25 protein-coding genes and 1 riboswitch are annotated in these 24,840 nt (G+C 42.3%); of the genes, 12 read left to right on the forward strand and 13 right to left on the reverse strand.

Annotation, left to right across the window (positions count from 1 at the left end):
• Positions 1-124: 124 nt before the first annotated feature.
• The 7 genes from FTU44_RS12855 to FTU44_RS12885 form a co-directional block, all read right to left on the reverse strand.
• Complete coding sequence (locus FTU44_RS12855; RefSeq protein ID WP_180051002.1) at positions 125-610, reverse strand: DKNYY domain-containing protein; 486 nt, start codon at positions 608-610, stop codon at positions 125-127.
• A 48-nt stretch (positions 611-658) separates the two neighbouring features.
• A complete protein-coding gene (locus FTU44_RS12860) occupies positions 659-1,030 on the reverse strand; it encodes an MmcQ/YjbR family DNA-binding protein (RefSeq protein WP_180051005.1) in 372 nt (123 codons plus the stop codon).
• A 76-nt stretch (positions 1,031-1,106) separates the two neighbouring features.
• The gene (locus FTU44_RS12865) at positions 1,107-2,552 is read right to left on the reverse strand and encodes a YdiU family protein (RefSeq protein ID WP_180051008.1); all 1,446 of its coding nucleotides are present in this window, start codon (positions 2,550-2,552) and stop codon (positions 1,107-1,109) included.
• Between the two features lie 134 nt (positions 2,553-2,686).
• Positions 2,687-3,850, reverse strand: a complete 1,164-nt coding sequence (locus FTU44_RS12870) for an acyl-CoA desaturase (RefSeq protein ID WP_005095770.1) — start codon at positions 3,848-3,850, stop codon at positions 2,687-2,689.
• 440 nt (positions 3,851-4,290) lie between these two features.
• A complete protein-coding gene (locus FTU44_RS12875) occupies positions 4,291-5,004 on the reverse strand; it encodes a glycerophosphodiester phosphodiesterase (RefSeq protein WP_005095772.1) in 714 nt (237 codons plus the stop codon).
• A 142-nt stretch (positions 5,005-5,146) separates the two neighbouring features.
• The gene (locus FTU44_RS12880; protein WP_005172582.1) at positions 5,147-5,731 is read right to left on the reverse strand and encodes a cob(I)yrinic acid a,c-diamide adenosyltransferase; all 585 of its coding nucleotides are present in this window, start codon (positions 5,729-5,731) and stop codon (positions 5,147-5,149) included.
• 91 nt (positions 5,732-5,822) lie between these two features.
• Complete coding sequence (locus FTU44_RS12885) at positions 5,823-7,646, reverse strand: TonB-dependent siderophore receptor (protein WP_180051011.1); 1,824 nt, start codon at positions 7,644-7,646, stop codon at positions 5,823-5,825.
• A gap of 36 nt (positions 7,647-7,682) precedes the next feature.
• A riboswitch (cobalamin riboswitch) is annotated at positions 7,683-7,887 on the reverse strand.
• A gap of 144 nt (positions 7,888-8,031) precedes the next feature.
• On the opposite strand from FTU44_RS12885, the gene FTU44_RS12890 reads away from it, so the two are divergent.
• The gene (locus tag FTU44_RS12890; RefSeq protein ID WP_005095778.1) at positions 8,032-8,676 is read left to right on the forward strand and encodes a phosphoribosylanthranilate isomerase; all 645 of its coding nucleotides are present in this window, start codon (positions 8,032-8,034) and stop codon (positions 8,674-8,676) included.
• The gene (gene trpB, locus FTU44_RS12895; protein ID WP_180040504.1) at positions 8,657-9,901 is read left to right on the forward strand and encodes a tryptophan synthase subunit beta; all 1,245 of its coding nucleotides are present in this window, start codon (positions 8,657-8,659) and stop codon (positions 9,899-9,901) included. The genes FTU44_RS12890 and trpB overlap by 20 nt, the downstream gene beginning before the upstream one ends.
• Positions 9,902-10,024: 123 nt before the next feature.
• Here trpB and FTU44_RS12900 read toward each other — a convergent pair whose 3' ends face one another.
• Positions 10,025-11,665, reverse strand: coding sequence for an acyl-CoA synthetase (locus FTU44_RS12900; protein ID WP_005095781.1), 1,641 nt, complete (start codon positions 11,663-11,665; stop codon positions 10,025-10,027).
• Positions 11,666-11,898: 233 nt separating this feature from the next.
• Here FTU44_RS12900 and FTU44_RS12905 point away from each other — a divergent pair, with 233 nt between their 5' ends.
• The 4 genes from FTU44_RS12905 (at position 11,899) to infC (ending at position 17,068) form a co-directional block, all read left to right on the forward strand.
• A complete protein-coding gene (locus FTU44_RS12905; RefSeq protein ID WP_180051014.1) occupies positions 11,899-13,182 on the forward strand; it encodes a D-arabinono-1,4-lactone oxidase in 1,284 nt (427 codons plus the stop codon).
• A 12-nt stretch (positions 13,183-13,194) separates the two neighbouring features.
• Positions 13,195-14,364, forward strand: a complete 1,170-nt coding sequence (locus FTU44_RS12910; protein ID WP_180051017.1) for an alanine racemase — start codon at positions 13,195-13,197, stop codon at positions 14,362-14,364.
• Positions 14,365-14,588: 224 nt separating this feature from the next.
• A complete protein-coding gene (gene thrS / locus FTU44_RS12915; RefSeq protein WP_005095787.1) occupies positions 14,589-16,511 on the forward strand; it encodes a threonine--tRNA ligase in 1,923 nt (640 codons plus the stop codon).
• Between the two features lie 59 nt (positions 16,512-16,570).
• On the forward strand, positions 16,571-17,068 hold the full coding sequence (gene infC / locus FTU44_RS12920; protein ID WP_004647518.1) for a translation initiation factor IF-3: 498 nt from the start codon (positions 16,571-16,573) through the stop codon (positions 17,066-17,068).
• A 43-nt stretch (positions 17,069-17,111) separates the two neighbouring features.
• Here infC and FTU44_RS12925 read toward each other — a convergent pair whose 3' ends face one another.
• Entirely contained in the window at positions 17,112-17,663 is a 552-nt protein-coding gene (locus tag FTU44_RS12925; protein WP_180051020.1) for a hypothetical protein, read from the reverse strand.
• A gap of 103 nt (positions 17,664-17,766) precedes the next feature.
• Positions 17,767-18,222: an Hsp20 family protein gene (locus tag FTU44_RS12930; RefSeq protein WP_005095791.1), complete on the reverse strand. Its 456-nt coding sequence runs from the start codon at positions 18,220-18,222 to the stop codon at positions 17,767-17,769.
• A gap of 281 nt (positions 18,223-18,503) precedes the next feature.
• Between FTU44_RS12930 and FTU44_RS12935 the strand changes: the two genes are divergently transcribed.
• From FTU44_RS12935 to rplT, 5 genes are all read left to right on the forward strand, one after another.
• Complete coding sequence (locus FTU44_RS12935) at positions 18,504-19,124, forward strand: glutathione binding-like protein (RefSeq protein ID WP_180051023.1); 621 nt, start codon at positions 18,504-18,506, stop codon at positions 19,122-19,124.
• 74 nt (positions 19,125-19,198) lie between these two features.
• The gene (locus FTU44_RS12940; protein ID WP_100329202.1) at positions 19,199-19,489 is read left to right on the forward strand and encodes a hypothetical protein; all 291 of its coding nucleotides are present in this window, start codon (positions 19,199-19,201) and stop codon (positions 19,487-19,489) included.
• A gap of 7 nt (positions 19,490-19,496) precedes the next feature.
• On the forward strand, positions 19,497-19,919 hold the full coding sequence (locus FTU44_RS12945) for a YqaA family protein (protein WP_005095796.1): 423 nt from the start codon (positions 19,497-19,499) through the stop codon (positions 19,917-19,919).
• A 196-nt stretch (positions 19,920-20,115) separates the two neighbouring features.
• Positions 20,116-20,310, forward strand: a complete 195-nt coding sequence (gene rpmI, locus FTU44_RS12950; RefSeq protein WP_004278281.1) for a 50S ribosomal protein L35 — start codon at positions 20,116-20,118, stop codon at positions 20,308-20,310.
• Positions 20,311-20,321: 11 nt separating this feature from the next.
• On the forward strand, positions 20,322-20,681 hold the full coding sequence (gene rplT, locus FTU44_RS12955; RefSeq protein WP_004647525.1) for a 50S ribosomal protein L20: 360 nt from the start codon (positions 20,322-20,324) through the stop codon (positions 20,679-20,681).
• A 42-nt stretch (positions 20,682-20,723) separates the two neighbouring features.
• Here rplT and FTU44_RS12960 read toward each other — a convergent pair whose 3' ends face one another.
• From FTU44_RS12960 to FTU44_RS12970, 3 genes are all read right to left on the reverse strand, one after another.
• Complete coding sequence (locus FTU44_RS12960; protein WP_180051026.1) at positions 20,724-21,815, reverse strand: ImmA/IrrE family metallo-endopeptidase; 1,092 nt, start codon at positions 21,813-21,815, stop codon at positions 20,724-20,726.
• A 20-nt stretch (positions 21,816-21,835) separates the two neighbouring features.
• The gene (locus FTU44_RS12965; protein ID WP_005246034.1) at positions 21,836-22,441 is read right to left on the reverse strand and encodes a hypothetical protein; all 606 of its coding nucleotides are present in this window, start codon (positions 22,439-22,441) and stop codon (positions 21,836-21,838) included.
• A 196-nt stretch (positions 22,442-22,637) separates the two neighbouring features.
• Positions 22,638-23,663 carry a hypothetical protein gene (locus FTU44_RS12970; protein WP_180051028.1) on the reverse strand — a complete coding sequence of 342 codons (1,026 nt, stop codon included), beginning with the start codon at positions 23,661-23,663 and terminating at the stop codon, positions 22,638-22,640.
• Between the two features lie 159 nt (positions 23,664-23,822).
• Here FTU44_RS12970 and pheS point away from each other — a divergent pair, with 159 nt between their 5' ends.
• Positions 23,823-24,803, forward strand: coding sequence for a phenylalanine--tRNA ligase subunit alpha (pheS, locus tag FTU44_RS12975; protein ID WP_180051031.1), 981 nt, complete (start codon positions 23,823-23,825; stop codon positions 24,801-24,803).
• Positions 24,804-24,840 lie beyond the last annotated feature (37 nt).

Genomic DNA, 24,840 nt, shown 5'->3' on the forward strand with positions numbered 1-24,840 from the left:
GTGTACACAGTGCACTGGGTTATGTATCGCCTTTTGAGTTTGAAGCAATGTACTATGATAAGATTAACCCGTTAGGTCAGGTGGCCTAACTTAAATAAAAAGTCTCCGACAAACCCGGTACGGTTCAACTTGCCCTAAAATTCCAATCACAAAAATAAGTATTTTGATGATCAGTCAGATAGCCCCCTCCCAGATAAATTAAACGAGAAGGGCTTAGATTGGGAATTTTTTGAAATCCACAATACACATTGTTCTTATCAAGGGCTATATTTTTTCTTCGATTTTGATCTTGATCAAAAGAATCTTTCCAATGGAAATGTTGAGCCAATGTTTTAAATGAGTTTACATCTGCTTCTAGAATGGGAACGCCATATCGAGCAAGTGGAATGGGGAAAAAGTAATAAATTTGATTATTTAATTTTTGAAAATGATACGATTCATTTTTAACAAGAGCGACCCCTGTACGGTCAAAATAATCTGTGATGAGTCCTGGAGGGGAGAATTGCGCTAAGCGTTCCTCCTTGCTTAAAGTAGGTTTGGTGAATTGAGGAAATAGATAGATTAAGACTAGTATGGTTAAAGCAATCCCTATCATTTTTATGTTTGACATGCATCCTCACATGAGCAATGAAATTTTATTCTTGAAGTATTAGGTTATTTAATTTTTGGTTCTTAATAGAGAAATTTTCTGTCTTTCAACTTTCTTTAATTTTGCCACAACTAACTCATAAGAATTCAGCACCAAATCTTTAATCAAAGATTCATCCAGATCTTCATCCTCGTAAACTGAAATCCAATGCTGTTTATTCATATGCCAGCCCGTATGAATATAAGGATAAATATCCCGAAGCATGGCGCCGTGATCAGGCTCGACTTTTAAATTAATCGCGGCTTTTCCTTGCAAATGAAAAGCTAATATAAAGACTTTATCGATGACTTTAAATACATCAAAACCCTCACCAAAAGGTTGAGTAACAGTGACTTCCGGTAGTTTTAATGCAGTCGATGAAGCAACAGTGTGTAAGGTCATAAGCTATGGATAAATCATCATAAAACTGTGGATAATGCTTAAATTATCCACAGTTTTTATTTTGGATGTGAATACATTAAGACGAACAACTCACCATCACTTCAGGCACATCACTTGGCAATGGCGCTAAATCTTCAGGCTGCTCCAAATCTGGCTGTTTCAGATAAGGCTGGCTGAGCAATTTAAACAAACGATCGACTTCGGAAAAATCATCACGCTCTGCCCATTCAATGGCTTTCTGTGCCATGTGATTGCGCAGAATGTAATGCGGATTGGCTTGCTTCATGGCGGCATCCAGTTCTTCAATATCCTGATGTGCACGAATAGTTTCATATTGTGTCAGGAAAGCTTCAAACTGACGGCGATCCAGACAATCATCTTTAATAGCGTCATAGTCTTTATTTTGCAGGCGGATAAAACTCTGGGTGTAATCCAGTTGCTCACTTTGCAAGATTCGTAAAAATGCCATCGCACAGTCAAAACTGTCTTTATGGAAACCTGGTAAACCCATTTTCTGGTTTAAACCGTGTTTGTAATGTTCCAAGAATGTTGGCTCATAATGTTCCAGACAGCCGGCCAGATCCTGTTTCCATTGTTCTTTGTCATAATTCACAGGGCAGAGGGGAACCAGATTGTTTAACCATTGCCACAAGTTCCAGTGCCCGATACTTGGTTGTTGCTGATAGGTATAACGCCCCTGATAATCCGAATGGTTATTGATCCAGTTCGGACGGAAGCGTTCCATAAAGCCATAAGGACCAAAGTCCAAAGTCGAGCCGGTAATATTCAGATTGTCAGTATTCATCACGCCATGCGCGAAGCCAACCAGTTGCCATTTGGCAATCATCACCGCTGTGCGCTGAATGACTTTTGTGGCAAAGCTCAGAATCGGCTGTTCGGCTTGCAGGCATTCCGGATAATGCCATTCAATACATTTCTGGGTAAATTCAGCCAGCAGATCCGGCTGATATTGATTGATCCATTCAAAATGCCCGAAACGAATATGACAGTCTGAGGTACGTAACATCATTGCACCGGGTTCGAGCTTTTCGCGTTGAATGCCTTGCGTTGAGGAAGTAAAGCCAACCGCATTGCTCGACGCTACACCCAAAGAATTTAAAGCATGACCCGCCAGATATTCACGAATCACCGAACGCAGTACTGCACGCCCATCACCCATACGCGAATAGGGCGTTGCACCCGCACCTTTTAAATGCAGGTCAATAGTCTGACCTTCCTGATCAAGGATCTGTGCAATTAACAGGCCGCGACCATCTCCCAATTGTCCAGCCCATTGACCAAACTGATGACCTGCGTAGACCATGGCCAAGGGTTGAAACTCAGCAAAGACTTTCTGACCACTACACATCTCGACCCATTGCGCTTTGTCTTCATCTGACCATTGCAGTTGTTCTGCCAAAGCTACGTTAAAATGCCCGGCTTTTGCGCCTTTCAACGGTAGCGGAACTTGATGGTGGTAAAGGGCAGCAGGAAGGGTTTGATAACGAGAGTTAAAATACATGGCACTCAGTACAGGCTTGGAATACCTTGACTATAACAAAGTTGCCTGTAGAAAACTGTTGTATAAACGAGAGTTCAAGTTATCTTTCAGACATAAAAAAAGCCCCGATTGGGGCTTTTTTGTGAGCAGTTTTATTAAGATACTGCTGATTTTTTCAAATTACGAACCAGTAAATTCAAGGTTGCCCGGTGATGGGATAAACGCTGTTCAACCAGCTGGAATTCAACTTTCAGTTTGTCATCCATCTGGTGAATTTTTTCTGCCATAGAAGCCTTTTTCACCTGAATTTCTTGCTCTTTCAGTTTGGCCCAGTCATTTAAAGTTTGGGTAAAGGCATCATATTCCTGAGCAATCTTGGTTTTCACAGTAATGATGTCTTCAGAAACATCATGACCATAGACCGCAAGATCCTGTTCAGCATATTTAAACTTCATCGCCAGTTCCGCTTTTTTGATATTAAAGCTAGGAATACGACGTAAGTTTTTGGCTAAACCCAGTTTAGAGCAGGTCCAGATCAACCATTTGGTTGGATCGTATTGCCACCATTTCACGCCATTACGGTAATCGTACTGGAAAATGTGGTGGTAATTATGATAACCCTCACCCCAGGTGGCAATCGCAAGTACGAAGTTGTCACGTGCAGTGTTCTCGTCGGTATAAGGACGATTGCCCCACATGTGACACAGCGAGTTGATGAAGAAAGTCACATGATGGCTTAGGATTAAACGCACTAATCCACCCAGCAGCAAGACTCCCCAGACATCGCCGACTGCCCAGCCAATTGGAAGCAAAATAGCAGCATGAACGGCAATCACTAATGGAATATAGTATTTGTCCTGAAACATGACGACTTTGTCTTTTAACAGATCTGGCGCATTTTTATAGTTTGCCACACCTGATGGATAATCACGTAACATCCAGCCGATATGTGCATACCAGAAACCTTTGTTGATCGAGTACGGATCTTGATCCACATCATCGACATGACGATGATGAGTACGGTGACCAGATGCCCAGAACAAGATACTATTCTGTACAGCAAATGTACCCATAATCATTAAGATGATTTTTAATGGTAGAGTGGCTTCATAAGCACGATGTGCCCACAGGCGATGGTATCCTGCTGTAATGCCAAGGCTGCTTACGCCCAGTAAAACAAACATGCTGATCCAAGCGGCGGCGCTAAAATCATGGTGATACGCATATAACGGAATTGCAATCAGGGCGACAATGGGTAATAACACCAATGCAAACACCGCAATCCAGTTAATGGGGGCTTTGGGTAAGGGAGCATTCATCTCCAACAGCACTCCTAGAACCTCGGAAGGTTTAACAAAAAGCAGAAACCACTGTTGATTTTAACAGCAGCCTATCTTGTTTATATTAGCATGTGGCCTATAGCATCACTAGCATTATTGTACGGTTGTATTGTACTTGTCAGTAACAGGATAAGTAGGGCAAAAACGACCATTTTGCCAGTCTAGACGGGGCTTGATTTCCGACTAAGTGACTGAGGATTATCGGTCTTTTAGACTATTTAATTGGGCTAATATTAAGCGATTTAACTGTTCATCATTTCTACAATATTGCCAGAAAATTTGCAGAATATATCTCATAGAAAATTAATTTAACATTCAAGTCGAATCAATCTAAAAGTCAGACACGCTTTAATAGCTTGACATGAAATCGAGCTGTCTTAAATAAAACGATTTGAACTGATCAATAATCAGGCTGTTTTTTAGAGTTGCTGCAGCATCAGTTTTGGGTAATCGGTAATCAGCCCTTGAATTCCCCAATCACGCAGCTCTTTGGCTCGGCTCACATCATTGACCGTCCAGACACTGATATTCAATTCAGCAGCCTGGGTGGCCTGAATCAGGTCTTTGCTGGCCAGCTCATTCATCCAGCCAATATGACAGCAATCCAGTTCTAGCGCCTGATCAATCGCTTGATATTTTAGGTCGGTTTCGATGAGTAAACCGCGTTTTAGCCGGGAATTTTGCTGTTTGAAGGCTTGCAGGACTTTGGCATCAAAACTGGTAATGATGGCCGCCTGCTCATAGCCTTGCAGTTGCTGTGCAACGCCCAGTGCAATTTTCTCAGCCGCAGCTTCGGAATCGACACTTTTGATTTCGACTTCAATATGCTCAAAGTCTCGAATGACATTTAAGGTCTGATTTAAAAGGGGAGTGGCTTCGACTTTATTCCAGTCTGACCAGGTCACAGCATGATTATAGTGTGCAAGATCTTGACGATTGCATTCATATAAATGCTTTTGCAAACCTGTGGTTCGCACAAAATCATCATCATGCATGATGATTAAGGCATTGTCTTTGAGCTGACGCACATCAAACTCAACGGCGCGAATACCGATGTCTTGAATATATTGAAAACCGCCTAGGGTATTTTCAGGGGCTTCGCCACGTGCACCACGATGACCAATTATGCGCATAGACTGCCCATAAATTGAGAAGTTGATTTCATTGTATGCGTGCTATGTGACAAAAAGATGATAAGGCTTATTGTCGTCAGATGCACTGTAAAATCAAGATACATCTGACGCGTATTTTTAGATTTAGAATCAAGAAATAATTCTAGTTTTCGATGCTGTCATTGATATTTTTTTGCCACAGCACTTCTGAACCGCCCTCGCTGCGTTGCAAGGTGCGCGATGCTACAAATAGCCAGTCTGATAAACGGTTCAGCAGTTGTAGCGACGCTGCCTGAATATTCTGGTCGCGAGAGTGGACTGACATCACGCTACGTTCTGCCCGGCGGCAGACTGCGCGCGCCTGATGGGCAAAGCTGCAGACTAAAGTGCCAGCAGGCAGAATAAAGTCTTTGAGCATTGGCAAGGCTTCATTCATACGGTCGATATCATTTTCTAAAAAATCAATCGACACAGGTTGTACCAGATTAAAACCCGGAATACACACTTCACCACCGAGATCAAATAACCAGTGTTGAATCAGGCTTAAAGATTTGTCCCAAGTGGCTTTATCTTCAATCGTGCTTGCTGAAATCTGTGCACGTAATACACCAATCACGGCATTGAGTTCATCCACATCACCGAGCGCATCAATACGTAAATCGTCTTTGGCAACGCGAGAACCATCACCCAAACCTGTGGTGCCTGAATCGCCTGTGCGGGTATAAATCTTACTTAAACGGTGACCCATGTGATTTCCTTGATTTTTAAATGCTGTAAATAAAAAGCATCATGCCATAGGCATGACATGATGCTCAAAAGTATTTATTGAAACGCTGAACTTAATATGTAAAGGTTACACCGGCAGAAGCGAGGCGGCCTTCATCAATATAATAATTATTCCAGTTGTATTCGATCTTATGACGGACATCACCGACATTTTCTATGTTGGTAAAGACTTTGACATGTGGATTGATATTCCAGTAGGCATTTAAATCGACGGTCGCATAGCCCGGATTATGGTCTGAATCACTCCAGCTTTTTGACTTGGAACGAGCAATAAGAGAAGCACTCATTCCATAAACTTCATTTTCCAGGCCTGTAGTCAGAGTGAGGGTCTGACGTGGTCGTTTAGCTAAAGCAACATCCGCTTTGCTATCTTTAGCTTGCACATATGCAAAAGCAGCATCAATGAACCAATCGTTTTTTTTCCAGTTCCATGCAAGCTCGCCACCACGAAGTGTCGCTTCGTTGATATTATTTAACTTGCCATCTACTTTTTGGATCATGTGATCTATATCATTTTGATATACAGAAATTGCAACAGATGAGTTTTGAGTGAGAGCATGGTCTAAGCCGATTTCATAAGACAGGCTTTCTTCGGCTTTTAGGTCTGGATTTGCAGATTCGCCACTGTACAGCTCATTCAGATTCGGTGAACGGAAAGCAGAGCCGATATTCGTATAGACGCTGAGTTGAGGTGATATTGCATAACGTGCAGCGGCTTGGCCTACCGTATGGGTGCCATATTTTTCGTTGTCTTCAACACGGATGCCAAGTTGCGTATTAAGTTTGTCTGATTGATATTGATGTTGTGCATAATAGCCTTGTGATGAAACATCACCTTGATAGGCTATTCCATAGGACAGCACATCGCCATCAAGCTTGCTGTAAGTTGTGCCTAATAAAAAATGATGCTGATCATTTAAATTGAGTTTGGCATACATTTCAGCTTCTTGAGTGGTGCTATATGAATAATCGACCTGACCCAGATAATTCGCAGCATTTTGATCGAGTTGATCATCAAACTGCGATAAGCGAGCATTGAGTTCTAATTGTGAACCTAGGTTAATGCGCCCTTTCAGGTTAAACATTTCATTTTCAAAATCTTGTGAAGTAAGGCTACCTGCGTTGTAATCACTTGTGCCTTTATTTTGGCTGTAATCAAGAGATAACGCATATTGGTCTTTGTCGACACCAAATTTGGTGCTGAAACCTTTTTGGTCAAAGGAATAGTTTTCATCCTCATTATCTAGAACAGATTTTCCATCAGTTTCTAGACGTTGACCACGGATTTGCGCATAAAAACCATCTTCAGCTAAATCGGCACCCACAAGTGATTTGTAGGTTTTATTCTCGCCAATTTCACCAGTCATAAATGCAGATGTTTTTTCAGGTGTTTTAGACACGAGTTGTACCACACCACCAATCGCATCTGTGCCATATAGAACGGATGCAGGGCCTTTTAAAATTTCAATTTGCTTGAGATCAGTCGTATCAATAAAAGGTAAGGAAGCTGAACTGCTTAATGCTGTATTCAATCGCATGCCATCACGAAGAACGAGTGTATGTGAAGAGCTTGTACCTCGCATAAAAATAGAGGACTGTTGTCCATAACCGCCGAGCTGAGCGACGTTTAAAGCAGCCTCTTTTTTCAATAAGTTTGGTAATGAAGCAATAGGAGATTGCTCAAGAGTCGCAGCTTCAATAATTGAAATACGCGCGGGTACATCTTTGATATTTTGTTCACTACGAGAAGCAGTCACCACAATGGTATCCAAAGATGCTTTTGCAATTTTTTGCTCGGTAGCAAAAACAGGTGAAGTGATACCCAACGCAAGTGCGATTGCACCTACAAGAGCAGTAGGTTGAAAATAAATAGACATGTAATGCTCCATACATTCACTTCCCCGTGAATGATTGAGTGACAGAACACAACAAGCAGGTATCCGGACTGAAATGTGCACAAAGCTGTGCTGAATATCCACCTTCCCATAGTCGTCTACAGTGGTGTAAATCATTTTGATTTATAAAGATAAACGTTTCATTTTACCGTTGCGGGGGCAGTGTTGGATTTGCACCAACTTCCCTAAAGCATGTGCTTAAACTTGTTGCAAGTTGGCGCAAGTATAAAGAGTGGCTTAGGTTTAAACAATCTAGATAGATAAATATGAGTGCGAACTTTACGCAAGCCGGAAAAATTGCATTACAATGATTTGCCCCAATCTTATAGATTGTTCAAGACATTGGTAGATCTAGAGCCAGAATAATATGCGAACCCGTGCCAAAATTTGTGGAATCACCCGAGTCGAAGATGTTCATGCTGTGGTGAACGCAGGTGCAGATGCGATAGGATTCGTATTTTATCCACCGAGTCCCCGAGCTGTTACAGCAGAGCAAGCTGCTCAACTGGTTCAAGCCATTGCACCTTATGTGCAAGTGGTTGGACTATTTGTGAATCATTCAGCTAATGAGATTCAGGATATCTTGCAAACGGTTCATCTTGATATTGTGCAATTCCATGGTGATGAAACGCCGGAACAATGTCAGACAATCGCTCAACAGGTCGGACGCCGCTGGTACAAGGCCATTCAGGTCAAACCTGATCTGGATGTAGTTGTAGAAATTCAACGTTATCAAGATGCTGGCGCGAGTGCAGTTCTGTTAGACGCATGGCATCCTGATCTGAAAGGTGGTACGGGCCACAGCTTCGATTGGGAGACATTTCCCAAACTTGATATTCCCTTGATCTTGGCAGGCGGTTTAAATCCTGACAATATCGAACAGGCAATTCTCACCACACAGGCCTATGCCGTAGATGTGAGTGGCGGTGTCGAGTCCGCAAAAGGTATTAAAGACCAACAACTCATAGAACGCTTTATGCAAGGAGTCCATCGTGGATCAGCAAAATACTAGCCAGAACAGTCAGGCAGTTGACTATACCCAATTCCCGGATGAACGCGGGCATTTCGGTATTCATGGCGGACGTTTTGTGTCAGAAACACTCATGGCGGCTTTAGAAGACTTGGAAAAGCTCTATTTCCGTATGAAAGATGATGCACAGTTTTTGGCAGAATTTGACCGTGACCTGGCGTTTTACGTCGGTCGTCCGAGTCCTTTATATCATGCTGAACGATGGTCGAAAGAGTTGGGTGGTGCGCAAATTTATCTGAAACGTGAAGACCTGAACCATACCGGTTCGCATAAGGTCAACAACACTATTGGTCAGGCCTTGCTTGCAAAATTGTCAGGTAAAAAACGTATTATTGCCGAAACAGGTGCCGGTCAGCATGGTGTAGCAACCGCCACAATTGCAGCACGTTTAGGTCTTGAGTGCGTGGTATTTATGGGCGCTGAAGATGTCAAACGTCAGGCCATGAACGTGTACCGTATGCGTTTGCTCGGTGCGACAGTTGTGCCTGTACAAAGTGGCTCTAAAACCTTGAAAGATGCCATGAACGAAGCCATGCGTGACTGGGTAACCAATGTCGATTCAACTTACTATGTGATTGGTACCGTGGCAGGCCCACATCCATATCCGCAGCTGGTACGTGATTTCCAGTCGATTATTGGCCGTGAAGCACGCCGTCAGATTCAGGAGCAAGCTGGTCGTCTGCCTGATGCCTTGGTAGCCTGTGTTGGTGGTGGTTCCAATGCAATGGGCTTGTTCTATCCATTCCTGAACGATCAAGATGTGCAAATGTACGGTGTAGAAGCCGCGGGTTTGGGTATTGAAAGCGGTAAACATTCAGCGCCATTGAATGCCGGTCATGTCGGTGTACTGCATGGAAACCGAACTTACCTGATGTCGGATAAAGAAGGTCAGATCATTGAAACGCATTCAATTTCTGCCGGTCTGGATTATCCGGGTGTGGGGCCAGAACATAGCTTCCTGAAAGATATGGAACGTGTGAACTATGTACCGATCACGGACAATGAAGCCCTACAGGGTTTCCGTGATTTAACCAAGATTGAAGGCATTATTCCGGCGCTTGAAAGCGCACATGCCATGGCTTATGTGTCTAAACTTGCACCGACCATGGACAAGGATCAAATCATTATTGCGACGGTTTCAGGTCGTGGTGATAAAGACTTGATGACTGTGGCACGTATTGATGGCGTGGAAATGGTTGAGATGTAACTGTTCTGATCAGCCTCTCCCTATGGGATAGGTTTGGAGAGGGTAAGTTAAAAAAAATCGTGCTAAGAAAACTTGGCACGATTTTTTATTGAGTAGATTTTGAAAAAACACACTGGTATGGAATTAAGAAAACTCACCTTCAGCGCGTTCTTTGGCCCATTCGCGTAAAACAAATTTCTGCAATTTTCCGGTCGAGGTTTTTGGAATTTCGGTAATCACAACATCTTTAGGCACTTTAAAACGTGCCAGATGCTGTTTGCAGAATTCCATAATCTCTTCCGCTGTTGCAGTTTGTCCTGCTTTGAGTTCTACAAAGGCACATGGTACTTCCTGCCAGCGTGGATCCGGCTTGGCCACAACAGCTGCCGTTAAAATGGCAGGATGCTGATACAGCACTTCTTCGACTTCTAGCGAGGAAATATTTTCCCCTCCGGAAATAATCACGTCTTTAGATCGGTCAGTAATTTTGGCATAGCCATCAGGCTGACACACGGCCAGATCGCCGGTATGGAACCAGCCACCGGCAAAAGCTTCTGCGGTCGCTTCCGGATTTTTCAAATAACCTTTCATCACGATATTGCCACGGAACATGATCTCGCCCATGGTCTGACCATCATGCGGAACTTCCTGCATGGTGTCAGGATCAAGCACTTTCATACCATCTTGTAGCGGATATGGCACACCCTGACGTGAATGCAATTGCGCCTGTTCCTGAATAGACAAATCACTCCAGCCGGCCTGTGATGCACAGAGCGCAGAAGGGCCGTAGGTTTCAGTCAAGCCATAGACATGTGTCACGTTAATTCCGATATTACGCATGCCTTCAATAATTGCAGCCGGCGGGGCAGCACCCGCCACCATGACTTCGACACGATGGTCAATTTTGGTCTTTTTCTCTTCAGGCGTATTGATCAGCATTGACAGGACAATCGGTGCGCCACAGAAGTAATCGACTTTATGTTCAGCAATTAGTTTGAAAATCAGTTCGGCATCGACTTTACGCAGGCAGACGTTGGTTCCGCCGTTGGCCGCCATAGTCCATGCAAAGCACCAGCCATTACAGTGGAACAGTGGCAGTGTCCATAAATAGGTGGCACGCGGCATCATGCCACAAGCAATGATATTACTGGCGGCATTAATGTAGGCACCGCGGTGATGATAGACCACACCTTTCGGATTACCCGTGGTGCCAGAGGTGTAACTTAAGCTGATGGCATCCCATTCATCTTGAGGCAAATGCCAGTCAAAATTTGCATCGCCTTGGGCAATCCAGTCTTCATATTCGATTTGACCAATACGGCTGTCTTCACCTTCAAACTCTGCATCGGCCACATCAATCACATAGATCTCTTGTGATACCAGCGCCAGTGCTTCGGTCGCAAGTGCAGTAAATTCAGGGTCGACCAATAAGACTTTGCTTTCAGCATGTTCCAGCATAAAGGCGAGAGTCTTGGCATCCAGACGGGTATTTAAGGTATTGAGTACCGCACCTGCCATTGGCACAGCAAAGTGCGCTTCAATCATGGCAGGGACGTTAGGCAGCAGGACAGACACGGTATCATTTTTACCGATGCCTAATTTTTGGAGTTGGTTGGCAAACTGACGGCAGCGATTGTATTTTTCACGCCAGGTAATGCGGCGCTGACCATGAATAATCGCATTTTGATTCGGATAGATATAAGCTGCACGATCTAGATAGCGTAAAGGTGACAAGGCTACAAAATTTGCGGGGGTACGCGGTAATTCATCGTATGCGCTAACCATGGTAAAACTCCGTTGTATCGTTATTTTCATATCCTTTTGAAAAGATATGCACTTCTTCGAAATCTTGCATTTATGCTTTAGTCGAGTAAATTAATATAAATTTTAAGTCATTGAATATTAATTAAAATATTTAGCCCTATTTGATTTTTTTGAACCCGTGGGTTCCCATATTTGATTTTTTAGGTATTTTACTCTAATTGAGTCAGTAAAATAATATGAGCCAGAGAATAATAATGAAAATACAACAGGCGAATGCAGTCTGGCGAAACTGGTCAGGGAGTCAGCACAGCGCTCCTCAAGTTTTTCAGCCCAGAGAAATAAGCGAATTACAAGGTTTGGTGAAGTCACAGGCAAAGATTCGTGCAGTAGGTGCGGGGCATTCATTTAGTGCTTTGGCTAAAACCAATGATGTGCTGCTTCATCTCGATCATTTAAAAGGTGTGGTGGCTTTGGATGAGGCAAAAGTTCAATGTACCGTGCACGCTGGTACGCGTTTATATGATTTAGGTGAATATATTGCCCCGATCAATCAAGCTTTACCCAATCAGGGTGACATTGATCAGCAAAGTCTGGCGGGAGCGATTTCCACGGGAACGCATGGCACCGGCATCGATTTACCCTGTTTATCTGCTTTTGTGGACGGTTTTGAATTGCTGACTGCAGATGGAGAGCTGTTGCAATGTGATCATCAGCAGAATACCGAGATATTTCAAGCGGGGCGTGTGGCGTTAGGTAGTCTGGGGATATTGACCAAAATTACCCTGCAAAATCGTCCGCGCTATAAATTAAAAGAACAGATTCGGCTGTGTCCATTAAAAGAAGTATTTGCGCATATCGATCAATGGAAACATCAGCACCGGCATATTGAATTTTGGGCATTTCTGCATGCCGATCAGGTCATGCTAAAAACCCTGGATGAAACGAATGATGAAATTCAGCCAAGGCAGGAGAACTGGCCATCTGAAGATGCGTTATTGACTTTGTGTTCTGAATTGACCCGATTTATTCCTGCATCTAATCCTTATCTGCAAAAATTATTGGGTGTTTTTGTTAAACCGAGTTGTTATGTAGATTGGTCATCCCGGATTTTTCCGACTCCGCGTCAGACCAGATTTAACGAAATGGAATATCAGCTTCCGGTCGATTCCGGCTTGCAGTGTCTGCAGGAGGTTTTAGCCACCTTAAGGAAGCAGAATGTGCCGATGTTCTTTCCAGTCGAGTTTCGTTATGTCAAAGCCGATGAGATATGGCTGAGTCCTTTTTATCAGCGTGATTCGGTTTCGATTTCGATTCATCAGTTTTATAAACAGGATTGCCGAGCTATTTTCGATCTGGTCGAGCCGATTTTTCAGAAGTATCAGGGACGGCCACATTGGGGAAAGTTGCACAGCATGACAGCCGCTTCGCTGTGTGATCTTTACCCAAAATGGGATGATTTTATGAGATTGCGCCAGCAACTGGATCCGCAGCAAAAATGGCTGAATCCGCATTTACAGCAGTTATTTTTGTCTGAATAGCAGGAGCGAATTATGCAATCGAAGTATTTTCAGCAACTGACCCAAGATTTGCAGCAGCAGGGAACTGGTACACCGCAACTGATTCTGGATCTGGCTCAATATCAGCAGAATCTGGAGATTGTACAGGCAAAAATCCCTGCGCAGCTCAAGCCGCGTCTGGTGGTGAAGTCTCTAGCCAGTATCCCGCTACTCAAACTGGCCAGTGAAAAGCTGAATACCCGACGATTTATGGTATTTCATTTACCCCATCTTTTAGAAATGATGAGAGCATTTGAACAGGCTGATATCTTGCTGGGTAAACCGATGCCAATTCATGCGGTACAAGGTTTTTATCAAAACGTTCCTGAACAAAATAAAGCAAATGATCAAAGCAATATTCAATGGCTGATCGATGACATAAAGCGCTTGAAGCAATATCTGCAATTCGCTCAAGAATCTAATCTTCAGTTAAATATCAATATTGAAATTGATGTCGGCTTACATCGTGGTGGGGTGAGTAGTCAGCAACAGTTAATAGCCTTACTCAAACTCATTCAGCAATATCCCGACGCTCTCAGGCTTTCGGGGTTGATGGGCTATGATGCACATGTCGCCAAATTGCCGAATATTTTGAAAAGCCCCGAAAAAAGTTATCAGCAATCGCAGCAGATTTATCAACAATATAAAAATACTATTCAGCAGCAATTCCCAGATTTATGGCGGGCAGATTTGTGTTCTAACGGTGGTGGCAGTCCGACCTTTATGCAGCATTGCCAGCAGAGTGTCTGTAATGATCTGGCTTTTGGCTCGATGCTGCTCAAACCCAGTGACTTCGATCTGGACAATTTATCCGCTTTAAAATGTGCGCTCTGGATTGCCACACCGATTTTAAAGGTATTGTCTTATAGCCAGATTCCGGGTCTGGAAATGCTGAATCATTTGCCGCATCGGCATAAAGCACTGTTTATCTATGGTGGCTATTGGCAGGCAGATTATATTTATCCTGAAAAAAGCCGGCCGCATCTGTTGTATGGTCGCAGTAGTAATCAGGAAATGCTTCAGGTACCTAGGCAATGCAATATTCATGTCGATGATTATGTGTTTTTAAGGCCGACACAAAGTGAAGCCATCATTCCGCAATTTGCCCAGCTCTATGTTTATCGTGAGAGAACATTTATTGAGTGGCAGACTTTCCGGGAATAACCACATTTTGAATTAAGAGATGAGCCTAAGTCTTTAAAGATCAGGGAAAGATTTGGGGGTAAATCTGATTTTTATTGGGGAAAAGGTTTAATCATGCGGCCAAGCCGTGTAAAATTCGAATCGATTTTATTTATCCACCGTTTTTATCTTTTGAGGTTTTCCTCGATCATAATCTCGCGGTGACATGCTCCATGGTACGGGGCATCACTCCTTAAGGATTTCTTATGCCAATTATCACTTTGCCAAATGGCGATCAAAAACAGTTTGATCAAGCCGTATCTGTGATGGACGTTGCACTCAGCATTGGTCCTGGTCTTGCAAAAAATACCGTTGCTGGTCGTGTAAATGACCGTTTAGTGGATGCGTCTGATCTCATCACTGAAGATGCAACCTTACAAATTATTACGCCTAAAGACGAAGCCGGTGTCGAAATTATTCGTCACTCTTGCGCGCATTTGGTGGGTCATGCGGTTAAGCAACTGTTCCCAGAAGCAAAGATGGTCATTGGTCCGGTCATTGAAGAAGGTTTCTACTATGACATCTGGATGCCACGTCCATTCACATTAGACGACATGGCAGCCATCGAAGAGCGTATGAAAAAGCTCATCGATCAAGACTATGATGTTGTGAAAAAAATGACCCCGCGTGACGAAGTGATTGCAGAATTTACAGCGCGTGGCGAAGAATACAAATTACGCTTGATCAACGACATGCCTGAAGAAACACAAATGGGCTTGTACTACCATCAAGATTACTTGGATATGTGCCGTGGTCCGCACGTTCCAAATACCAAATTCTTAAAATCGTTCAAGCTGACTAAAATCTCGGGCGCTTACTGGCGCGGTGATGCGAAAAACGAACAATTACAACGTATTTATGGTACAGCGTGGGCAGACAAGAAACAGCTTGCAGCTTATGTAAAACGTATTGAAGAAGCAGAAAAACGCGATCACCGTAAAATTGGTAAAGCGCTAGACTTGTTCCATATGCAAGAAGAAGCACCGGGTATGGTGTTCTGGCATCCGAACGGCTGGACCATTTACCAGGTACTTGAACAATACATGCGTAAAGTTCAGCAAGACAACGGCTATGAAGAAATCCGTACCCCGCAAGTGGTTGATTTCACGCTGTGGGAAAAATCAGGACATGCTGCCAACTATGCAGACAACATGTTCACCACGCATTCTGAAAACCGTAACTACGCGGTTAAACCAATGAACTGTCCTTGTCACGTACAAGTGTTCAACCAGGGTTTAAAATCATACCGTGATCTTCCGGTACGTCTGGCAGAATTTGGTTCATGTCACCGTAACGAGCCATCAGGTTCTTTACACGGCATTATGCGTGTACGTGGCTTTACCCAAGATGATGCGCATATCTTCTGTACCAAAGAACAGATTGGGCCTGAAGTTGCAGACTTTATCAAATTGACACTCGACGTATACAAAGATTTTGGCTTCGAAGAAGTACAAATGAAATTATCAACACGTCCTGAAAAGCGTGTCGGTGATGACAAACTTTGGGATATGGCTGAAAAATCTTTAGCAGATGCTTTAGATGCTGCGGGTCTTGAATGGGAGCTTCAGCCGGGCGAGGGTGCATTCTATGGTCCGAAGATTGAATTCTCTCTGAAAGACTGTCTGGGTCGTGTCTGGCAGTGTGGTACCATTCAGTGTGACTTTAACTTGCCAGAACGTTTAGATGCGTCTTATGTCACAGAAGATAACGACCGCGATCAGCCAGTAATGTTACATCGTGCAATTCTTGGCAGTTTTGAGCGTTTTATTGGTATACTGATTGAACACTACGCAGGCTTCATGCCACCTTGGTTGGCGCCGATGCAAGCGTGTGTGATGAATATTACCGATTCTCAGGCAGAAGCATGTGAGTCAGTTGTCGCAAAACTTAAAGAAAACGGTATTCGTGCAATTTCTGACTTGAGAAATGAGAAAATCGGCTTTAAGATTCGTGAACGTACTTTAGAGCGTATTCCTTACTTACTGGTACTTGGGGACCGGGAAGTTGAAGAAGGTACAGTAAACGTCCGTACCCGCTCAGGAAAAAATTTGGGTACTATGTCAATCGATGCTTTCGTTGACCTAGTAAAAGCAGCCGTTGCCGAACGCGGCCGGTACATTGTGGAGTAACAGCGATTAAACAGCCTGACCGTAATCAACAGGGCGGTAACAAATCAAACCGTCCTGCCTTGAATGATGAAATTCGTGCGAAAGAAGTCCGTCTTGTAGACGAAAATGGTGAGCAAAAAGGGATTGTAAGCTTAGCTGAAGCCCTGCGCGCAGCAGAAAGTGTGGAACTTGATCTTGTCGAGATCGTAGCCAATGCTGAGCCACCAGTATGTAAGATCATGGACTTCAACAAGCATTTGTTTGATCTTAAGCAAAAGCAGAAAGAAGCGAAGAAAAAACAACATCAAGTCCAGGTGAAAGAAATCAAGCTACGCCCGGGTACTGATGTTGGTGATTACAACGTAAAACTACGTGCAATCATCAAGTTCCTTGAAGAAGGTAACAAGGTGAAAATCACCCTTCGTTTCCGTGGCCGTGAAATGGCGCACCAACAGTTGGGTCTGGCTCAATTGCAAAAAATTGAAGCTGACGTGGCTGAATTCGGTACTGTTGAACAGATGCCGAAAATGGAAGGCCGTCAAATGGGTATGCTGCTTGGTCCTAAAAAGAAAAAGTAAGCACTCATGAAGCGAACAAAGCCCTGCAGATGCAGGGCTTTTTTTATGCCCTAAAATTCCAAGCAGTTTGTATGGCCTGCATAATCTGTTGAGCCTGTTGCCGGGAAAACATTGACAATTGAATCCGGAAAAACCCGAGACAGATTTGGTTGATCAGACCAGGCTGGCATAATCTAAAATCTAGCGTGCCATCGCGTTGACTGATGACATGCGCTGGAGTTCTACTCAGCCAGCGCTTGAGATGGGCTTTGAGAGAATCGTATCGAGGATTCAGAAAGCTATAGTGTACCGAGTGTCGTTTTAAGCAGAGGCTGATCCGGAAACCGGCCAAAGTATAATAAATTGCCTGAGACGTTATTTTTAGTTTGGTTCCCAGCATGAGCAGCGAAAGACCAAGAAAGCCGCCGATATAAACATAAAAGCCAGGCGACTCCTGCCATAAAAATAACAATCCTTGCAGAAAGCTGGAATTGCTACGCAGACTGCTTAAATAAAAAATGCTGAATATGCCAACCGGATAACAGAGTAGTAAATATCCAATAGCACGCATGATCGGACTACTCTGATGAAACAGGATTTTTTCTGACGCGTTCATAGCTTATTTTTATGATCATAAAGCGTATTATTTTAATGAGCTTAGAGAATCTGGAGTCAAAAAGAAAGGCCCTTTTGGGCCCTTCTTTTAAGTCAAATCTAGCTTATTCAACTGATTTTTCATCATTTTCGATCAGCAGTTTATTGCCAATCGGAATTTGGCGCGGCAATTTCTCTTCTGGAATGATACGTTGCAAGTCAATGATCAATAGACCATTTTCATAATCTGCCTGTTGTACTTCAATATATTCATCCAGACGCAAAGACAATTTAAATGTACGTCGTGCAATGCCTTTGTGCAAGAATTCGGTATGGTCATTGCTCTGGTTTTCAGGCTTACCTAAAATGGTCAGTAACTTATTTTCCAGACGAATGTCGAGTTCTTCCTGACGGAAACCCGCAGTTGCGACCACAATCCGATAATTATTTTCGCCATGCTTTTCGATATTATACGGGGGATAATTCGGCGCATCACTTTGCATGGCATAGTCAATAAAGTCATTCAAGCGATCAAAACCGATACTACGACGAAACAGAGGATGAAGATTTAAGTTGCTCATGATTAGAACCTTCTCGATTAAGCAAAGTTATAAAAACAAGAAAATAAGATCTGTCATGTCAGACATCGACAGTACATAAGATTGACGCAATCCTTATGCACAAATAAATATGTGTCTGCTGTAAAAATTTTCAAGATAAAAAATAAAAAAATACATGAATTTTTATTAAGATAATGATATTTATATAAAAATATTTTTAAAATACAGACTTGTTGTTTCTGGCTGAATCCTCTATGTTGAATGCATCATGGCATAGATAAAGTGCAGGGAGTATTAAAAAAATGATCGATTTATATTATTGGGGCACCCCCAATGGCCATAAAATTAGCATTGCTTTGGAAGAAATGGGGCTGAAGTATCAAATTTTTCCGATTAATATTCTGGAAAATGACCAGTTCCAGTCTGACTTTCTGGCTATTTCTCCTAACAATAAAATTCCGGCGATTGTCGATCAGGAAGGGCCAGATGGCCAGCCGATTTCAATCTTTGAATCGGGTGCGATTTTGCAGTATTTAGGTCGTAAAACCGGCATGTTCTATCCGACAGATGAAATCAAACGTATTCAGGTAGAACAATGGCTGATGTGGCAAATGGGTGGACTAGGCCCGATGCTTGGGCAAAATCATCACTTTAGCCGTTTTGCGCCTGAACGTATCGCCTATGCCACCGAGCGTTATGTCAATGAAAGCAAACGTCTGTATGGCGTGTTAAACAAGCAGCTGGTCGGGCAGGATTATGTGGCTGGTGAATACTCGATTGCCGATATGGCGATATTCCCGTGGTTGTTGCGACACAACTGGCAGCAGATTAATCTGGCAGATTATCCTGAAGTGGCTAAATATATCGATCGCTTGAATGCACGTCCTGCAGTTCAGAAAGCGCTTGCTATACAGGTCAGTTAAGCTGCAGCCTTTATGCTAAAATAGCCTTAAATAAATAAAGCCACCCTTAAGGTGGTTTTTTATTGGATGGATATATGAACGATTTTCTTCTGAATTTTACCAAGATTGTTGAAAGCAATACCCGAATTTACTGGAGTATTCTCTTCGGTATTGCTGCATGTTTAGTACTTTATATTGCTGAAATTGTACATATCGATCAGGTAATTGCTGCTCTCAATACCAAAGATCAGCAGATTTTGCGTGCAGCGATTGAACCCATTACCCAGCAGTATAAATGGGGACGGATCATGGCAATGGTGGCAGCAGTACTGTGGTCCAGCTGGGAATATAGCAAAGCCAAGAAAAAACTGCGTTTAAGCCGTTAATACTGGCATGAGCCTGTTTCTGCTCTTTCTATCAGCCTTCGGTGCAGCGACATTACTGCCTTTACAGTCTGAAGCTGTGCTGCTTGGTCTTTTGGTACAGGCAAGCCATAGTGTGGCACTGTTAATTGCGGTGGCCAGTCTGGGGAATATTCTGGGTTCCTGTGTCAACTGGTATCTGGGGCTCAAAATCGAGCATTATAAAAATAAAAAATGGTTTCCGGTGTCAGAAGACAAGATGCTCAAGGCACAAATGATATATCAGAAATATGGCTATTGGTCTTTGCTGCTGAGCTGGGTGCCTATTATTGGAGATCCCATTACTTTAATTGCAGGACTACTGAAAGAAAACTTTGCCCGATTTTTGCTCATTGTCAGCCTGGCGAAAATTGGACGTTATCTGTTTATTTATGCGGCTTTTGCCCTGTTCTAAACCTGAAGCGATTTTTCTGATTCTGTTTTGCGCACTATTTTTAAAGTGAAATCATAAAACCATCCTGTTTAAATTCGCTTATTGGATGAAGATGCTTTTGTTTTAAACAAAGATGCTTTAGAATACTCGCTCCCTTACCTGCAGGTCGTTTTGTAATGGTGCAAACGAGCCGAACAGGTGTTCAAAAGAGGTTGTTATGCCTAAGATGAAAACTCGCCGTGGTGCAGCTAAACGCTTTAAAGCGACTGCTAACGGTTTTAAGCGTAAACAAGCGTTCAAACGCCACATTTTGACCAAAAAATCTGCTAAGCGTATTCGTCAATTGCGCGGCTGTGTAATGGTTCACGTAAGTGACGTTGCTTCAGTTCGTCGTATGTGCCCGTACATCTAAGGAGATTATAAATGGCTCGTGTAAAACGTGGTGTACAGGCTCATCGCCGTCACAAAAAAATTCTTGCTCGCGCTAAAGGTTACTATGGTGCTCGTTCACGCGTTTACCGCGTAGCGTTCCAGGCGGTAATCAAAGCTGGTCAATATGCTTACCGTGACCGTCGTCAGAAGAAACGTCAATTCCGCGCTTTGTGGATTGCACGTATCAACGCTGGTGCTCGTCAAAATGGTTTGTCGTACAGCCGTATGATCGCTGGCTTGAAAAAAGCTCAAGTGATTATCGACCGTCGCGTACTTGCTGACATCGCTATGCATGACGCAGTTGCGTTTGCTGCTTTAGCTTCTAAAGCTAAAGATGCATTGGCTGCATAAGTCTTTATGACTTGAAAAAGACCGCTTTTAGCGGTCTTTTTTTTAGATAATTTTAAGTTTCCTTTCCTGAGTATGAAATTTCATATTGGTAAGCTTTTCGAGCATAGAAATAGAAATATTTAACTCATTGGAAATTTCTTCAGCAGAAATACCATCATCTAATATAATATTTAAAGCTTCTTGAAGAAGAGTAGGAGTTTCGATAGGCATACTAATATCCTCCGATTCCTGTCTTGCCTCGCCATTGACTCTTAGGTGGATAGCACCAGTTTTATATTGATTGTCATCAATTAGATTAAGTTGCTTTGCTCTATATAGAATAGCTGCTTTACTAATTCCCCAAATTCTTTTGAATTCACTCATTTTATTCCAATCAAACCTTCCACCTTTAAATAAGATTGGAAAATTTGTTCTTAGCATGGATTGAGGTAATAGTAGTGCACTAGAAAATCTATGCGCTTGAGACTCAGTTAGGTTGTCGCCAGTAGTAACTCCATTATGAAGTACCATATGACCTATCTCATGTGCAATATCAAATCTTTGTCTGCAGGCACTTTTTTTACTAGTGTTTCGAACAATAATAGGTCTTTGACAAATCAATGATAAAGCATCAACTTCACTTGAAATAGAGTCAAAATCAGTTATAACAATGCCAATATCTTCACAGAACTCCGTTAAATTTTCGATGGGAGCTAAATTTAAATCAAATTGTTTTCTAAATTCCTCTGCAATTTTCTCAATTTGCTCACCTGTTAATTGATTATGATCAATTTCAATAGAATTAATTAAATATTCGGGCAAATCCACATGATGTTCAATATATCTAATTAACCGATTTAATTGTTCTGCTCTAGAAATAACGACTTGTTTTGCAAACTGTCGTGATGATCTAAGACTACGAAAATGGATTTGGTCTTCTTGTAAAGGAGAATGTACTTGATAGAAAAAATCTTTCTTTACATTAAAAATATCACATAACTCATTTAACAGTTCCTCAGTAGGATAACTAAGACCTGTTTCGAGTTTATGTATATATTGTTTTGACTTTTGAACTTTAGCTGCTACGTCTTCAAGTGATAACTCATTAAATAAACGCAGCAGTTTTAGTTCTAATCCATTAAAGGAATTAAACATTGTGGAACCTAATAATTGATTCAATTCTCTTGTGATTTGTTAGCTTTATTACGTTTACTAGATAGATTTCTAGTGCGTTTTTTGCCATTACTATCAGGGGTAAACAAATCATTTGTTTGAATTGAAGGAGCAAAGCTAGATGAATTATATTCCCAGAAAGCGACTATATTTTCGTTAATGTCATAGCTGACAAAACGGACAGTGGCTAATGGGAATCCATCTTCATCAATTGAATACATGAGTAAGAAATTGGAATAGCAAGGTAAGCCAACTTCATTGAAAAGGCTTAATTGTTCTGTTAAGACAAATGCACCTTTCTTGGTTGGATAAAAATAATTCTTTTCCTCAAAAAAACGACAAGGTGTTTGTCCTACTTTGAAAATAAATTTATTCGTTTTATCAACTATTTCAAATTTGTAAGGACAAGAATCATTGAGGAATTCTCTTTTCAAACAATTATGAGTTCTCTTAAAGAAAACAGTACCAAAGGTATAATTGTCATCATCAATATCACGGGTGTCTCGAAAACTTTTATCGAAACACTGAAGCATTAATTTTGCAATATAAGTTAACTTGTCATCTGTTAACTCTTTATCAAATGTTGAAGGGTGGGGGTATTTGACCATAAATAACGTATCCTTTACTTAATGTAATGTGGAAATCCTAAGTAGCGAATTTTTAATTTATTTCATTTTTATAAAAACGTCAACCAAATTATTTCTGATTATAGAAAAAGTCAACCAATTTTGACTTTGTCCATTAATTTTTTTAAATTTCTTGTGTTTAAAAAAGCTGCTAAAAAAATAGCTTCTTAAAATTCTTTTAAAGCCCGAAATAGTAACCAATCAGACAGATAATCACGGTAATCACAATTAAGGTCACTACATTTGCAGAAGAACTGGCTTTACCTGGATCTTGAGGTTTTTCCGCTTTAGATATTTTGGGCGAACGGTGTTCGGTACTCATACCCACAAATGGGTCAGGCGCAACTTTTGGGGTGAGCTGTGCAGTTTTATAGTGGTTGGCAACTTTGCTGATGAATTTGGCACTTAAATCATCAATTTTTTGTGAAAAGTGGCGTAAATTGAGCTGCTGATCTGGGCTCAGGACTTCACCATCTGACGTATAGGGATGTTGAATTTTAGTTTGAATAAACTCATTTAAGGCATCTAGCCGGTATAAAGTCTGATGGGCATAATCAGCTGAATAGTCGGTTGGAATCAGGGCCAAATGACTTTCTGTATCTGCCTGAATTGCAGGTATCGTGCCGTAGTATGGAAGATTGGTATACGCCGGTTCTATAAAATCTTGAGCTAGGCTGCTTTCAAATAACTCATAATTGGTATAAGCCTGGATATCGTCCCAGTTCGGTGCTTCCAGATCTGTGTCAATACGCTTGGCCAGTTTGGGATTCAGCTCATAACACCAGAATGTTTCATGACGTAAAGGGGACTGCTGCGATTTAGGCGCTTCGTAATCATTGTCTGCGCTGTACCATTCAGGCAGTTCTTTGCCGATGATCCAGGCAGTTTTGGTTTTGGCACCATGACTGACAATAAAATGTGCCAGTGGTAATAGCTCGACATTGGCATTCGGATTTTTTTCATCAATCAGTAAATCAGAGCGATGCAAGCTCAGTCGACGTACCCCTTGTTTTTTCAGGCCTTCCAGCCAGATTTGAAAATGCTGAGCCAGCAGATGTTGTGACATCAGATCCCGAAAGGCAAACTGATGCTGATTAAAAATGGCATGTTGAATCCAACGATTGAAACTCAGGCCCTGAGACAAATATTCATTGCCATAAGTGACCAGGGTCAGTTGCTGTTTCCAAATTTGATCGAGTGCCATAGTGATTTGATCTGATTGATATTGTGTTTATCTTATACTTTTTATATTTAATCATGCCAATCTAATTTTCCTTAAAACGCATCTTCATCAAAGTGTCTAAAAACTGTTAGAATGTGGGGTTTTTAAAATATTTTTTAACCTGTTGCTTTGAGAGTTACTATGTCACTGGAAGCCCTGACCACTGAAGCGCTCGCTGCGATTGCAGCAGCAGAAGACCTTGCTGCACTTGATCAAGTACGAGTGCAATTTACGGGGAAAAAAAGCCAGCTCGCGGAACAATCTAAGTCGCTTGGTAAAATGGATCCTGAACAACGTAAAGTCTTCGGCGCACAAATCCATGCTGTACGTGAAACCATTACCGCTGCATTGACATCACGTCAGGCAGAACTGCATAAAGCTGCCTTAGAACAAAAACTGGCAAGCGAAACCATTGATATTACCTTGCCCGGTCGTGGTCAACAGGTGGGCAGTATCCACCCTGTGACCCAGGTACAAGAGCGTATTTGTCAGTTCTTTACCAAAGCCGGTTTTACGGTAGCGACTGGTCCTGAAGTTGAAGATGACTATCATAACTTTGAAGCGCTGAATATTCCGGGGCATCACCCGGCGCGTGCCATGCATGACACCTTTTACTTCGATGTAAATCATTTGCTACGTACGCATACGTCTGGTGTACAGATCCGCACGATGGAAACACAACAGCCACCGATCCAGATCGTGTGTCCGGGTCGTGTCTATCGTTGTGACTCGGATCAAACCCATTCGCCAATGTTCCATCAGATCGAAGGTTTGTATGTGGCTGAAAATACCAGCTTCGCAGAACTGAAAGGTTTGTTGATTAACCTGCTGAATGAATTCTTCGAAAAAGATTTGAAAGTACGCTTCCGTCCATCTTATTTCCCGTTCACTGAGCCGAGTGCTGAAGTGGATATCATGGATGAACGCGGTCGCTGGTTAGAAGTTTTGGGCTGCGGTATGGTGCATCCAAATGTGCTACAAGCTGCCGGCATTGACCCTGAGAAATACAAAGGCTTTGCTTTCGGACTGGGCGTAGAACGTTTTGCGATGTTGCGCTACGGTGTGAACGACTTACGTATGTTCTTCCAGAATGATGTGCGTTTCTTACGCCAGTTTGCTTAAAACTTTTTATTTAATCCTCTCCTAACCTCTCCTTTAA

The sequence above is a fragment of the Acinetobacter sp. YH12105 genome (genome assembly GCF_013419095.1).
Taxonomy (GTDB): Bacteria; Pseudomonadota; Gammaproteobacteria; order Pseudomonadales; family Moraxellaceae; genus Acinetobacter; species Acinetobacter pseudolwoffii.